At 53.2% G+C, this 12,511-nt stretch carries 22 protein-coding genes; 13 read left to right on the top strand and 9 right to left on the bottom strand.

All coding sequences use genetic code 11. The features are described 5' to 3' along the window. Positions 1 to 19: 19 nt before the first annotated feature. From JK208_RS05430 to JK208_RS16185, 3 genes are read right to left on the bottom strand one after another with little or no spacing between them, the layout of a single operon-like run. The gene (locus JK208_RS05430) at positions 20 to 358 is read right to left on the bottom strand and encodes a hypothetical protein (RefSeq protein ID WP_211574642.1); all 339 of its coding nucleotides are present in this window, start codon (positions 356 to 358) and stop codon (positions 20 to 22) included. Next, the gene (locus tag JK208_RS05435; RefSeq protein WP_211574644.1) at positions 355 to 1,185 is read right to left on the bottom strand and encodes a phage antirepressor KilAC domain-containing protein; all 831 of its coding nucleotides are present in this window, start codon (positions 1,183 to 1,185) and stop codon (positions 355 to 357) included. The genes JK208_RS05430 and JK208_RS05435 overlap by 4 nt, the downstream gene beginning before the upstream one ends. A 16-nt stretch (positions 1,186 to 1,201) precedes the next feature. Further along, entirely contained in the window at positions 1,202 to 1,399 is a 198-nt protein-coding gene (locus JK208_RS16185; protein ID WP_211574646.1) for a toxin-antitoxin system HicB family antitoxin, read from the bottom strand. A 107-nt stretch (positions 1,400 to 1,506) separates the two neighbouring features. Here JK208_RS16185 and JK208_RS05445 point away from each other — a divergent pair, with 107 nt between their 5' ends. From JK208_RS05445 to JK208_RS05455, 3 genes are all read left to right on the top strand, one after another. Beyond that, positions 1,507 to 2,127: an Arc family DNA-binding protein gene (locus JK208_RS05445; RefSeq protein ID WP_211574647.1), complete on the top strand. Its 621-nt coding sequence runs from the start codon at positions 1,507 to 1,509 to the stop codon at positions 2,125 to 2,127. Between the two features lie 154 nt (positions 2,128 to 2,281). Continuing rightward, complete coding sequence (locus JK208_RS05450) at positions 2,282 to 2,515, top strand: hypothetical protein (protein ID WP_211574649.1); 234 nt, start codon at positions 2,282 to 2,284, stop codon at positions 2,513 to 2,515. Next, the gene (locus JK208_RS05455) at positions 2,502 to 3,092 is read left to right on the top strand and encodes a hypothetical protein (RefSeq protein WP_211574650.1); all 591 of its coding nucleotides are present in this window, start codon (positions 2,502 to 2,504) and stop codon (positions 3,090 to 3,092) included. The genes JK208_RS05450 and JK208_RS05455 overlap by 14 nt, the downstream gene beginning before the upstream one ends. Before the next feature lie 245 nt (positions 3,093 to 3,337). Here JK208_RS05455 and JK208_RS05460 read toward each other — a convergent pair whose 3' ends face one another. The 6 genes from JK208_RS05460 to JK208_RS05485 all read right to left on the bottom strand — a co-directional run bounded on the left by JK208_RS05460 (position 3,338) and on the right by JK208_RS05485 (position 5,078). Beyond that, positions 3,338 to 3,649: a hypothetical protein gene (locus JK208_RS05460; protein ID WP_211574652.1), complete on the bottom strand. Its 312-nt coding sequence runs from the start codon at positions 3,647 to 3,649 to the stop codon at positions 3,338 to 3,340. A gap of 10 nt (positions 3,650 to 3,659) precedes the next feature. Further along, entirely contained in the window at positions 3,660 to 3,947 is a 288-nt protein-coding gene (locus JK208_RS05465; protein ID WP_211574654.1) for a hypothetical protein, read from the bottom strand. 14 nt (positions 3,948 to 3,961) lie between these two features. Beyond that, positions 3,962 to 4,213, bottom strand: coding sequence for a hypothetical protein (locus JK208_RS05470; RefSeq protein ID WP_211574656.1), 252 nt, complete (start codon positions 4,211 to 4,213; stop codon positions 3,962 to 3,964). Between the two features lie 21 nt (positions 4,214 to 4,234). Further along, a complete protein-coding gene (locus JK208_RS05475; protein ID WP_231101031.1) occupies positions 4,235 to 4,528 on the bottom strand; it encodes a BrnA antitoxin family protein in 294 nt (97 codons plus the stop codon). Beyond that, on the bottom strand, positions 4,512 to 4,775 hold the full coding sequence (locus JK208_RS05480; protein ID WP_062448045.1) for a BrnT family toxin: 264 nt from the start codon (positions 4,773 to 4,775) through the stop codon (positions 4,512 to 4,514). Before JK208_RS05480 ends, JK208_RS05475 begins: the two co-directional genes overlap by 17 nt. A 117-nt stretch (positions 4,776 to 4,892) precedes the next feature. Next, on the bottom strand, positions 4,893 to 5,078 hold the full coding sequence (locus JK208_RS05485; RefSeq protein ID WP_062448272.1) for a hypothetical protein: 186 nt from the start codon (positions 5,076 to 5,078) through the stop codon (positions 4,893 to 4,895). Positions 5,079 to 5,232: 154 nt separating this feature from the next. On the opposite strand from JK208_RS05485, the gene JK208_RS05490 reads away from it, so the two are divergent. The 10 genes from JK208_RS05490 (at position 5,233) to JK208_RS05535 (ending at position 12,466) form a co-directional block, all read left to right on the top strand. Then, positions 5,233 to 5,715 carry a hypothetical protein gene (locus JK208_RS05490; protein WP_211574658.1) on the top strand — a complete coding sequence of 161 codons (483 nt, stop codon included), beginning with the start codon at positions 5,233 to 5,235 and terminating at the stop codon, positions 5,713 to 5,715. Beyond that, positions 5,715 to 6,053: a hypothetical protein gene (locus tag JK208_RS05495; protein ID WP_211574660.1), complete on the top strand. Its 339-nt coding sequence runs from the start codon at positions 5,715 to 5,717 to the stop codon at positions 6,051 to 6,053. Before JK208_RS05490 ends, JK208_RS05495 begins: the two co-directional genes overlap by 1 nt. Further along, entirely contained in the window at positions 6,050 to 6,463 is a 414-nt protein-coding gene (locus JK208_RS05500) for a cell wall hydrolase (protein WP_211574662.1), read from the top strand. The genes JK208_RS05495 and JK208_RS05500 overlap by 4 nt, the downstream gene beginning before the upstream one ends. Next, positions 6,460 to 6,795, top strand: coding sequence for a hypothetical protein (locus tag JK208_RS05505; RefSeq protein WP_211574663.1), 336 nt, complete (start codon positions 6,460 to 6,462; stop codon positions 6,793 to 6,795). Before JK208_RS05500 ends, JK208_RS05505 begins: the two co-directional genes overlap by 4 nt. 33 nt (positions 6,796 to 6,828) lie before the next feature. Next, positions 6,829 to 7,104: a hypothetical protein gene (locus tag JK208_RS05510; RefSeq protein ID WP_211574665.1), complete on the top strand. Its 276-nt coding sequence runs from the start codon at positions 6,829 to 6,831 to the stop codon at positions 7,102 to 7,104. After that, positions 7,097 to 7,597, top strand: a complete 501-nt coding sequence (locus JK208_RS05515; RefSeq protein ID WP_211574667.1) for a hypothetical protein — start codon at positions 7,097 to 7,099, stop codon at positions 7,595 to 7,597. Before JK208_RS05510 ends, JK208_RS05515 begins: the two co-directional genes overlap by 8 nt. A gap of 229 nt (positions 7,598 to 7,826) precedes the next feature. Further along, entirely contained in the window at positions 7,827 to 8,252 is a 426-nt protein-coding gene (locus JK208_RS05520; RefSeq protein WP_211574669.1) for a hypothetical protein, read from the top strand. A 590-nt stretch (positions 8,253 to 8,842) separates the two neighbouring features. Beyond that, positions 8,843 to 9,055 carry a helix-turn-helix transcriptional regulator gene (locus JK208_RS16190; protein ID WP_211574688.1) on the top strand — a complete coding sequence of 71 codons (213 nt, stop codon included), beginning with the start codon at positions 8,843 to 8,845 and terminating at the stop codon, positions 9,053 to 9,055. A gap of 267 nt (positions 9,056 to 9,322) precedes the next feature. Continuing rightward, a complete protein-coding gene (locus tag JK208_RS05530; protein ID WP_249201946.1) occupies positions 9,323 to 12,199 on the top strand; it encodes a glycoside hydrolase family 99-like domain-containing protein in 2,877 nt (958 codons plus the stop codon). Positions 12,200 to 12,346: 147 nt separating this feature from the next. Further along, positions 12,347 to 12,466 (top strand): PhzF family phenazine biosynthesis protein, encoded by a 120-nt coding sequence (locus JK208_RS05535; protein ID WP_211574690.1) that lies wholly within the window; start codon positions 12,347 to 12,349, stop codon positions 12,464 to 12,466. Positions 12,467 to 12,511 lie beyond the last annotated feature (45 nt).

Here is a 12,511-nt window from a genome sequence, read left to right on the forward strand (position 1 = left end):
CCGAAGGGCGGCTCCGGAGTCAGGCGCAGAGATTTGCTCCTACGCGCTCGTTTCGTCGCTCGAAAGCATCGGCGGCTTTGTTAAGCCGCTCCTCAAACTCGCTCCGTTTGAGAGCGACGTATGGGAACTGCCGAAGGAACTGATCCTTGGCCGCTCGGGCGGGCTCCGTTTTTGGCTGGTAATCCTCGATCTCATACCAAATATCCGCCGCTGCTTGATCTGCCGGGACGCCGTTGTAACGCAGCGCCGTCCAGCGGTTCATCTCGTTGACCAGCATGGCGTCGGAGGTGATAAGTTGAACGCGTGTTCTTGCGGCCTGCTCTTGACGCTCCGCCGTTGCCAGCGGGATGTAGGTCATGACACCGGCTCCGGCTTCTTGGCGAAAGGGGGCTTACCGACCTTTTCAGCCAGATTGCGAAGGCCGGTCTTGGCTTCGTTCTGGGCCTTCATGGTTGCGATGATTTCCGCCAGTCGAGCGATGCCCTTCCCGGTCAGTCGGAAATCCTCTCTCACAATCTCTTCACCCGTGTGAGGGTGCGGATACGTCTTTCTCACGAAGCGACAGTAACCGTGCTTCAAGCCATAATGCGCAGGTTTGCGCTTGCCGCCTTCAACACATGACCATCCATGGCCGTCGATATAGTCCGTCACCCACTGCTGGCCGACTTTCAATTCCCGGCCTGCATCACGCACACCGAGATCCCCCGGGAGCTCCGCAAGGTAGTCATGAGCGGCAGCCTTGGGCGTGATAATCGCAAGCTCCCGTTCCTGTGCCTCAATCCTCTCCTGCTGGTCGGCTGCAAGGAGCAGGGCTTCACGGAAGGAGGTCGGAACTGCCGGCGCGGCAACTTCGCCGCGCTTGAACGCTGCAAACTGAGTGACAATCTCAATGGTGATCTTCGTCGCCGCTGTCGTCTCCGACTTTGCTGTGATGAAGAGGGCCTGTTCTTCATTGAGGTAGTGTTCGGTAGCGTTTCCGCCGTTTATGACCCTCCCCACGGTGGGGAGGGGTCCCATTTTCTCAAGACTACCCACGTGCCGCTTGATCAGATCGCGGATCTTGGTCGGCTTGGCGAAACCCAGCCGCGTTGCAAGATCGGTGTCGAGGATACGCAGTTCGCCATCGTGCATGGCGGGAACGATTGCGTTTGAGCCTTTAACGGCTTTCGTGATAACATCTGACATCGCGGTGTTCTCCAGATCACTGTTGAGAAGCAGCGGGGGAAAGTTTGGCGACCGATCCCGCTGCTTCTGTGATTTCTTTTCTGACAAAAAAAGCCTCCAAACAGGAGACAAGCTCGCTGTTCAAACTGCGTCCGTTTTCCTGCGCTAAGCTGGTCATCTTCCGATGAAGAGACGGCGGTAGGCGCAGGCTGGTTTTCTTACTAAGTGGTTTCATTTCACCTCGTGATGCTACTCTGAAGCTCAATAGCTCCACCTATGATGCTATGGCAGCATCATATGCAGCGTCAAGACTTTTTGTTTTTGTGATGCTATGGCTCGCTTATGGACGAAGATCAGACACTCCGATTCTCTTTGCGCGTGCCTCGTGAACTGCATGATCGGCTCACGTCTTCTGCCAATGAGAACAACGCATCTTTGAATGCGGAAATGCTGCGCTTGCTGGAAAAGGGGCTTGCTGGCGAAATCAAGCAGGCGCCTGATAGAACTGCACTTGAGCAGCTTTTCCCGCCGCAACTAGTCTGGCGAATCAGCCGTTTCAAAGACAATGCGGGCCTTCCGAGCAGTGAAGAGGCAGCAAAGCGTCTGGTTAAATCGGCACTTGATGAACGAGAATCCACTAAAGATATTTTGGATAAAATAAACCAACTGTTCAAAACAGAACGCGACCTAAGAGTTATTTCTAGGGAGGTAATTGCACCTCATGCGGCTGTTGAGAATATTAGGTATGGCAAAGATTGGGTTTGGTTTTTGACCCGCAATGGGGAATCAGGAGGGGTCGATAAAAAAGGAAAACTGTACTTCTCTGAGGATGGCAATGATTGGGACTGTAATATGAATTATTACTATTCCGATGAAGATATGAAGCCTCCAAAGAGAGCCAATCCAGAGCCTAATCCTTGGGATTCCCCTCCCAATGATCTGGACGATGAAATCCCTTTCTAATCCATCCCATTGACCCGACTCCGCCCTGCCGGGGAGGGCGGCAAAAGCTCGGATTGTCCCATCCCACAATGGATAGAGGTAACATTCCTAGACTTTGACGTCCTGAAAACCTACATAGGAAACGTGGTGAAGATCCGCACAAAGGAGCTTTAAAATGTCATTTCTTCGCTCGCGAAGCATGCGGAATATGCTTATCGGCATGAGCCGAGCCTTTGATCCGGCTCCCATTAATGTCATCGTAGAAACGCACGTTGAGCACCGTAAGCGCCCATCCTATGACACGTTCTTACTCACAAGCATTGGCCTTTTTGAAGACCGCACAAAAGGGGAAGCCCGCTTCATGGCTGAGTATGGGAAAGCCGGCGCAATGAACTATGAACGACCATAATCAGAACACCTCTTCACCTCAAAACTCTCCCGAAAACTCAGATCGGGAGATTGTTTCGGTACGCAAAGACGTCGCCGAGAGCCTGCAAGAGGCGCTTGGGATTAACCTTTCTGAGGTCTCTCCCGAGATACTTGAACAGGCATCGATCGCCCGTATAAGTAAATCTAGAAGTCCATACCCTTCTGCTGATATGCTGGCTGATTATCGGCAGAGGGGTATGGCAGATGTTGCGCGCCGAGCCCTAGATGTCATTGATGAAGAAAGACGCTGGCGCCACGCACGTGTAGAGCAGGACCAGGTACATGCTCATGCTCTAGAAATCGAAGAAAGCAGAAGGCTCACCTTCCAAACCGAGAAAGATGCAGAGCAAAAGAGATCTTCTCAGAAAAACTCATTTCTCATAGCGATTGGTTCAATCATAGCGGCGCTGGTCGGAGGCTATTTCCATCTTCCAAGGTTCCTGTGCATAAGCATGGTTGTAGTTGGAATTGGTGGTCCAAGCACAGCAACTGCCTTCGCTCGCTTTATCCCGAATAATTTTCTCCTTCATAAGGGGAGGAAAGACGACGACTCATGATCTTCCTCTATCTCGTCCCCTAATCCTCGAAAGACACGTCCTTCCGCCGATCCAGCCAATTTATGAACGCACTGACGCAGTGGAATATGGCAAGAAAGCCCCAGACGAAAATCAGACCGGCAATCACGACCGCCCAATCATGTGGCGTATCCATGAATGGCCCTGAGAACAAAAACATCGTCATCAAAATCCCCCACCCGCACCCGTAAGGCAGCGCACACCACCACGAAAGCGGGGGACGCGCCTTATTGCGAGCCCAGATGCGCCGCGCGCCGCGAATGATGCGGGGGGAGCATCATGATGACAATGACGTAAAGGAGCGTCGTGAAAATGCGGTGGTTGCGCACAGCATAGAACTGGTCATCCGGGACGTGATCGGTCCAGTCGAAGCAGAGGCGCCAGAACCATACGATCCAGAAAAGGATGAAACCGCCGGTCAGATACGTGGCAATTGAGCGCTCGATATGCTTATCGGTGCCTGGCTCTGCATTGAGCATCATGAGCCAGTTGACCACGAAGAGGCCGATAATCGCCGCAGCGATCCAGAGGAAGATCATGCGGCGAGCTTTACCCGATCCAGTGGAAGCCGTGCGCCATAAGGCCAGCTAAGCCAAGCGTTACGGTTATGATCGCCCCAAACAAAAGCCGAAAATCCCGCTCCTGAGACGTCCGCATGGCACGAAGATCATCTTTGATCTCTTTCAGGACACCCTGAGTATCTTTGGCAATCTGCTCCAGAACGGCAACACGTGGCGCTAGGTCATCCATACCGCCATTATCGTTACCGCCGCCGTCTTTTTCAATGATTTTCCGCGCCTCGCGCCGTTCTCGGCCTTCCGCGATGCGTCTTTCCATCTTCTCCGCAGCCGTCACCACTCGAATTCTCCGAATTGAGTGTTGATCTTGTCGGCGTCTTCGAAGGATTCCTTGAGAAAGCGCTCGATCTTTTCACGCGCTTTCGGGCTCATCTCGCCCTGATATTGCTCCAGAACGCTTTGCATGATTGCGGTGGAGCGCATCTGCGCGAGGCTCAGGCGGTAGATCGCCTCGGTCAGATCGCCGAAGGGTGGGGAGTTTTTCGGCCATTCTTCACCCTCCCCGGCAGAGCGGAGTCGGGTCAATGAAGACGCAGACAGAAAAGGTCAGGCCCTCCGCAATGCCTCATTGATGCGGGTCTGCCATCCCGGCCCGGTGCTCTTGAATTTTTCCAGAACGTCCTGATCGAGACGAAGCGAGACTGAGCGTTTCGTAGCAGCCTTCTGAGGACCGCGGACACGCTTTGCCTTTACGAGCGCGGGAGCAACCGCCATCGCCGGTCTCATGACCTGAAAGTCAGCCTCAGTCAGTTCAGGGTTATCGCCATCCAGAGCAATACCTTGATTGATCCGGGCATCTTCCTCGTCAGTCGGCATGATGATGTTAGTCTTGCGAGACATAGAGCAATACCTCCCGTTTGTTGGCTTTCCGCAAGCTGACGATCCGAACGATCCGGGTTTCGATGCTGTACACCAGCACATGAAGGCGTTTGCCAATTGGGCCGATCGCAACAAGGCGCGGTTCATTCGATGAGTGACTGGCCCTGATGAAAGCCGCGTCCCATTCGAAGCCTTCAGCAACAACGAAATCAACGCCATGCTTTTCGATGTTGCTCAGGCGCTTCGTTTCGTCCCAGTCGTATCTCATAGTTTATTGTATATACGGATAGGCTGGAAGCGTCAATCTAATTGTATGTACGATTTAATGGAGTAGTATTTCGGAATGCCCTCCCCGGCAGAGCGGATTCAGGTCAATGCGCCGATATCACATCAACGACGCCACCCCATCGATCTTATCAGCCAGCGCCGAGACCATGTGTTTAATTTCGGCAGCAATATCTGCCTTATCGACAGCAATATTCAGGCGCTCAGCATCACGCTGGAGCTCAGTGACTAACTGATGGACTTCTGAGTTGATGCCGTCTTCGTCGTCGTTGGTGCGGTATGACATATTAGCCTCCAAGGAAAATAGAACACTGCGCTCTTGATGACTTTCTTGTCCAGCGCGCCTCGCTTTTCCCTTGTACTGAACGCCCCACTTCCGCTATCTTCACACCACGGCAAGCCTCGCGCTGGCGGCACAATTCGAACTCCGAATGTCGCCCATGCGTCGTCTATTGCTCGCCCTTCCCCTTTGCATCCCCCTCTGCGCCCACGCTCAACAGGCAGCGAGCCCCGTTGAGCCGTTTTCGTATGGCGTCCGAACTGGAACGGCAAAGAACCCGCTTGTTGCGGCCCTGTCTTCTGTCGTGCCGTCTGCTCAGGCTGGATCCACCCAGGCTGCCGCACCGGTCGAGCTGTTCAGCTATGGCCGACGCGTCGGCACGCAGTCGAACCCGCTTTACATCAACCTCGGCAACGCACTCGACGCCTACGTCACCCAGGTCAGCCTGACATCCACGCTCTCCGCCTACCTGACCACCTCTGCCGCTGCGAAAACGTACCTGCCGTTTACGGGGGGTACGATCACAGGCAATGCCTCGATAAACGGTGAAGTGACGCTTACGAGTGCGACCGGCACGGGAAATGCCTACGCCTGCCTCAATGCGTCTGGTCAGCTATACCGCAGCTCGACGGCCTGCCAGTGATGGGCGAGGCACTTCTTCCGGCGGCGGCTGATCCCCGGGTCGATGATCACGAACAGCGCATCACCTTCTTGGAACAGGACCGAACTGCTACCCGGCAAGAGATTGCTGCATTGCAGCTCCGCCTGGTCGAGGTTCAGACCGAAGGCCGGATGCGCGGAGAGCGACAGGACACAGATCTGCGCGACCTCAAGGGCATGACCCGGGATCTGCTTGGCGGCATGGTGTTCTTTAGAACGGCCTTCAAATGGATCTGCGGGACTGGGGCAGCGGCTCTGGTGTTCGTGGCAGTATGGGGCCCGAAACTGCTCGCCTTCTGGCGGGACTGGCATGGCACATGACCCCGCAGGAACTTGCAGCCCGCACAGCATGGGGTGAAGCCCGCGGCGAGGGTGTCGTGGGGATGCATGCCATTCTGAACGTCATCGCGCATCGCGTAGCCCACCCCGGATGGTGGGGGCGGGACGTCGAAAGCGTCTGCACCAGCCCGTGGCAATTCTCGTGCTGGAACGAGACTGATCCGAACTGCGCCAAGGCTCAGGCAGTAACGGACGAAGATCCTCTCTTCCGATCCTCCCTGACGCTTGCGGGCCGGATGATTGCCGGTGACCTGCCAGACGTGACGAACGGGGCCGACAGCTATTTCGCTCTGGGCATCCCGCTCCCGCGATGGGCTGCCGGACGCAAGCCCGTGAAGGTCATTGGCCATCACGCCTTCTACCGCCTTGGCCTGAACGGAACCGGCGCATGAATCCGAACGCCAACACCTTCCTCAAGGCTGGCGGCGTCGGCTCGCTACTGGTGCTGCTGCCCGATCTGATCCCGGCTCAATACCTGATCTATCCGGCCTGGCTGATTGTCGCCTGCGCGATCCTCCGCGCCGTGATCCAGCCTCCGGAAGCGACCAGCAAGTGGGCGAGACTTTACGAATTGATGTCGGCCATCGGCGGCTGCATCGGATGGGCGCTCCCTCGCCTGCGTCCGGGCATCACCGCCGTTCCCGTTGCTCGCGAAGACGCGGCGAAGGTGAAGGCTGCCATCCCCGAAATCCTCAGCAAGCCCGCGGCACCGGCTGCGGATTGACTGCGGGACACCCTGCCCCACTTGGAGACACTCATGCCTGACCTCGCTTCCCTGACCGCCGCCCAGAACATGCTAACCGCCATTGCGGGCAAGCATGAGTGCACGGCGCTGAAGAATGATCTCGCCCTCGCCTCCACGGCGTTCTCCCTCGTCATTCAGACGATGGTGCCTCGCCTTGATCCGAAGTTCGACCTGTCTGGCGTCGATGCTGGCGTTGCCGCTGGCCTCAATGGCTTCACGTCCGCAATTACGGCAGCGGAAACGCCCCTGTCCGATGACACCAGCACGGAGACCACGACCAATGCGTAACCGCTTTCTCGCCCTCGGTTTCGGCGCCATTCTTCTCGGCTCCACGGCCGCCTGCACCACGACCCCGACGACGGCCACGTTCAACACGGCCACACTCAACAATGACGCCACGGCCATCGCCTATGCCGTCCAGGCGATCGAGGGCATTCCCGAACTGGAAAGCCATCTCTCCGCCAGTGACAAGGCCAAGTTCGACAACCTGGTCGCGCAGATCCGCAGCGTGACCGCACAGGTCGCCGCCAACTCCAATGGCTCTATCACGGTGGCGACCGGCAAGGACTGGGCCAAGTCTCTCGGCACGGATCTCGAAACCCTGCTGGAGATCGCGACGCCGATCGTTAAGGTCTACTCGCCGTCCGCTGCAACCTACATGAGCACCGTACAGGCCATGATCCCGCTGGTCGAGGCGCTGGCCGGTGTCACGGCCGCGCCCTATGCCGCGCCCATCCAGTCGCCGGAGCTGATCTGCGCTCGCATCTATCAGGGCGTCTGACCCATGGCGCGCGCGTCTTTGACTGATCTGATGGCCTCACTGGCGAGCGAGCCCCTCCCCCTCCGTCGGTCGCGCGTCAACAATTCAAAAAAGCGCGTGCGCAATGTAAGCACTGCTATTGCGACAAGGCGCTCAGAGGCAGGAGAAGATGCTCTTTCTCCCGGCCACGACATCAGCTGGCAGTCCCTCTGGGGTGGAAACGCTCCACCATATCCTGCAGGAGGGCTGCATGACCGAAATTGCTGAGCGCGTTCCGATTTCCATTCAGACCGTTCAGGCGCTCTTTGAGGCGCAGGATATTGGCAGCGATGAAGTGCGAGCCTCGAACCGATGGTATCGGGAGTTCATCTTCGCCACTCAAGGCATCACTGAGGGCGATCGCAAGACGACGGAAGAAAAGGGCAACGTCCATACCTGGATGCTCAGTCGCGGGAAATGCTCTGCCAGGATTGCGGACATCAAGGAGCGACTTGGTCTGTGTGCTCATATTCGCCTTGAGATGATGCTCGCTCGAGGCATGTCGTTCTCTCAAATGGCGAGGATGCTCTACCCGGGTATTTCGGAAAGTAGGTCGCGCATGAAAGTCTCAGCTCAGTGTGCTCTGGTTCTGGAGCAACTGGCGCATGTGTATGCGAACATGCGCCGTGCTGCGTGACCTCGTGCCACCATTTCCCCATTAGTAGACATCAGAATTGGGGATACAAAACTTATACTCACCCCTATCCAAATCTGCAGGTAAATTACGAAATTGTAATTATGTAAAGAGAAAGAGACCAATAAATAATCCGTAATTATTGACGCTCATATCTAATTACGAGAAATGCAAAAAATAGTGAAATAATTCAATATTATTTACAAATAATTATTCTATTACTTAAATATACATTCAATCCCAAAAAATAATATTTTGACCCTATTCCAGATAGAATTTACAAAATTCTTACTCGTTTAACGGTTTTTTGACGATTTCGTCGATTGATTTTGATTTCTTCTTGATCATATAAATCATAAATACTCTCGACGACCTTAATTGCTTGTTGTTTTTCTCCTTTTTCCCAAAAGTTATCGGCGAGCTTCAACAAATCTGAAATTTTTGAGCACATGTCAGGAAACCCGCATCATTTGAAAGTGTTGACGTCATAAAACGTGGAACGCATTTCCACACATTGCGTCAAAAAAGCGGTAACGCAAGGCATTTTGTTTAAAATGTGGTCAAATTCTGTCTATTGAAAAGGTTTTAAATATATGCCGAATTTGATCAATATCATTGCACGGAATATAAAGCGGCTTCGACTTGAACGCGATCTGACTATTGCAGTTCTCGCCGCCAAATCCCGCATGCCAGAAAATCTCATCATCGAAATTGAATCCGGTACTTATCGCCCTGATCCAGAAGAATTCCTTCGTCTTGCGGACGCCTTAGGGTCCAAGCCGTCGGATCTATTATATGCTGATTAAGACATCAAAAGAGACATACAAAATCTATCCAGAAAACATCTCTAATATCGCTGATTTGTAAGAATCTCCCCACCCCGGAGTGTCGCTCGATCAGGGTGGGGAGATGCGAGGCTTTGCATAGGAGTGCGCGCCAAATTCACCCTACCGCAAATCTATTGATGATAAAATAACGATTCTGCAAAATCTGATTTTTTTAGAAATACAATTGTTGTCCCAAAAGCAAAAACCGCCCGCTGTAACGCAGGCGGTTCCGCAGATCGAACAAGATTGCTCGAGCCTCTTGGATACCCTCTTCATTCTTTCCAAATTCTTAGCGAACAACAAAGCAATTTAGCAAAACACAAAAGAAAATTATCCAATAGAATCAACGTCTATTGCTTTTGGTTCAACCGCCAGCGCCTGCTGGAACAACCACTGGACATCCTGCTGGCCAACCCGCAGATCGACCTTCCGTTCTGCCTGATGTGGGCCAATGAGAACTGGAGCCGTCGCTGGGACGGATCGGATGACGACCTTTTAATTGCGCAGAATTATCGCCCCGAGGATGACGAAGCCCTCGTGGACTGCTTTGCCCACTACCTGAAAGATCCGCGCTATATCCACTGCGATGGCCGACCGGTCCTCATGATCTACCGCCCCGGCACAATCCCCGCTGCTCCGGCCACGATCGCCAGATGGCGCGCGATGTTCCGGGAACGACACGGGCTAAACCCGCTCCTTGTCATGGGACAGGCCTTCGGAGACGAAAACCCCGATCTTTTTGGGCTGGACGGAGCCATCGAGTTTCCGCCCCACAAGGTCGTATCAGGCTGCAACCTGATGAATGACGAACTCAAGCTCTTCGATAATGAGTTCAGTGCTCAGGTTTATGATTACAGTGACGTCATGGAGCATGCGCTGTCTCAACCCGAAGCGCCGTTTCCACTCATCCGAACTGCGGCCCCCTCCTGGGATAATGACGCGCGCAGGCAGGGAAAAGGTCTTGTCCTGCACGGATCAACCCCGGAACTTTACGAACACTGGCTCGGCGGTCTGATTGAACAGGCTCAAACCCGAACTTTCTTCGGAGACCCGGTCGTGTGCATCAATGCCTGGAACGAATGGGCCGAAGGAGCATATCTGGAACCGGATCAACATTTCGGAAGCGCCTATCTCAACGCGACGGCCCGCGCCTGTACGGGCTTTGGCGGCAAGCGGTCTCGATCCAAGCTTCTGCTGATTGGTCATGACGCATTTCCAGCGGGCGCGCAGAGACTGCTTCTGGAAACAGGCCGCACCCTGCAACACTGCTTTGGAGTGGAGCTTCAATTTCTTCTTCTAGCGGACGGCGCACTTCTGAATGACTATCGGAATGTAGCACCGACTGAAATACTTTCTGCAGAAGCAGAAACACTCGCATCTCGTCTCTACACACTTCAAAAGCAGGGATTTCAGTCAGCCATCCTCAATAGTGCTGCGTCTTCAGCCATCGCGCCTCACCTCGCGCAGGCAGGTATCGATTTCCTGTTCCTGATCCATGAACTTCCAGCCCTCCTCCGCAGTCGCGACCTTTATACACCTATGAAACAGGCCTGCGCGCTTGCTCGGAATGTTATTGTCCCGGCCAGAAGTGTGGCCAGAAAACTTGATCTCGAAACTGCAAAAACCCTGAAAATCCTGCCACAGGGCCTCTATGCCGCCGCGTCACTTTCCTTGCAGACACGGCAGACGATCCGCAAACAGATGGGCTTTAGCTCAACAGATCCGGTCGTGATCGGTGCAGGCTACGCAGATTTGCGAAAGGGGTTTGACCTTTTCCTCCAGCTCTGGCGCAAACTGCGCAGCACAGTACACTGTGTCTGGCTGGGAGATATTGATCCGTCCCTGAAAAACAGCCTTCACACTGAACTGGAAAACGCCTGCTCCAGCGGCACATTCCACATGCCAGGACGAATAGACAATGTTCCGGCCTGGTTTGCCGCGGCCGATGTGTTTGTTCTGCCATCACGCGAAGACCCCTACCCTTCGGTTGTTCTTGAAGCGCTGGCCGCGGGCCTTCCATGCGTTGCATTCGACGACGCAGGGGGAATTCCAGATCTTTTGAAAGAACTCGACAGCAATAAAGATTTCCAAAACCGGACTGTTCCGTTCGCAGATGTCTCAACTCTGGCCAGTGCAACTGAAGACCTGGCCATCTGGTCCATGAAAAGAACTGGTAAAGAACGCCAGAAAGCCGGGCGGTTCGCACAGGACGCATTCAGCTTCAAACACTATGCTCAGGACATTCTCAGCCTGGCTCTGCCAAAGGTGCCAAAAATCTCTGTTGTTATTCCGTCCTATAACTATGCCCGTTACATGAGCAGCCGCCTGTCTTCCATTTTTGCACAGACGATACCGGTTTTTGAAATCATCGTCCTTGATGATGCGTCTCACGATAACAGTCTTGAAATCGCGCGTCAGACTGCAAAAGACTGGAACCGAGACATTCTCTGCATTGAAAATACTGTCCCCTCAGGGTCTGTCTTCCGGCAATGGCACAGAGCCCTTAACCTCGCACAAGGCGACTGGATCTGGATTGCCGAAGCAGATGATTTTTGTGAACCTGATTTTCTTGAAAATATTCTGGACGGCATCAATAGCAATCCGTCTGTTGTCATGGCATTCACCGATAGCCGCTCTGTAGATGAAGACGGAACGCCAATGTCTTCCTCTTATCGTCCCTACTACTCACAAAGTGTAGGCGCACTTTTGGAAAATAACAGTCAATTTACAGGTGAAGGATTTGTAAGAGAATGCCTGTTTGAACGTAATCTCGTTCTCAATGTCAGCAGCGCTATTTTTCAGAAAAAACGTTTGTTGACTGCCATTAATGCCTGTCAAAGAGACTTAGAAACACTTCGCGTTGCTGGAGACTGGAGAATTTATGTAGAACTTCTGACGCAGGAAGATGCAGAAATTGTATACATAGCAAAATCTCTCAATGTTCATCGAAGACATGCTGTTTCAGCAACACACTCTCTCAATCGACGAAACCATATCGAAGAAATTGCGTACATGCATACCCTTCTCATTAATCGCCTAACCCTTCATGAAGCACATACAAAACGTCAAAAAGAGTATATTGCCGCATTAGAAAATCAATTCGGAATACAGCGGACACACTAAAGGAAAATATAAATCTCAACCCACATTAATGGGCAGCCGCCTCCTTCCGGATAAATCCTTACGACATAATTAATATTATATTTTTAATTTTTTGTAGCGTGATTGAATATCAATTAAAGATACAGAAAAATTCCAAAAGGAAATGCCATGAGCCGCGATTTCAAAATTGTGGATGTTTTCAGCTCTACTCCCTTTAAGGGAAATCCTGTTGCTGTTGTACTGGATGCTGAAGGACTAGGCTCAGGACCTATTAATTTATTGAACTGAGCGAGAGGTTGTGATTCACAGGCTTACCGATGGAGGGTAGGCCTG

It is taken from the genome of Gluconobacter sp. Dm-74 (assembly GCF_018256135.1).
GTDB lineage: Bacteria > Pseudomonadota > Alphaproteobacteria > Acetobacterales > Acetobacteraceae > Gluconobacter > Gluconobacter cadivus.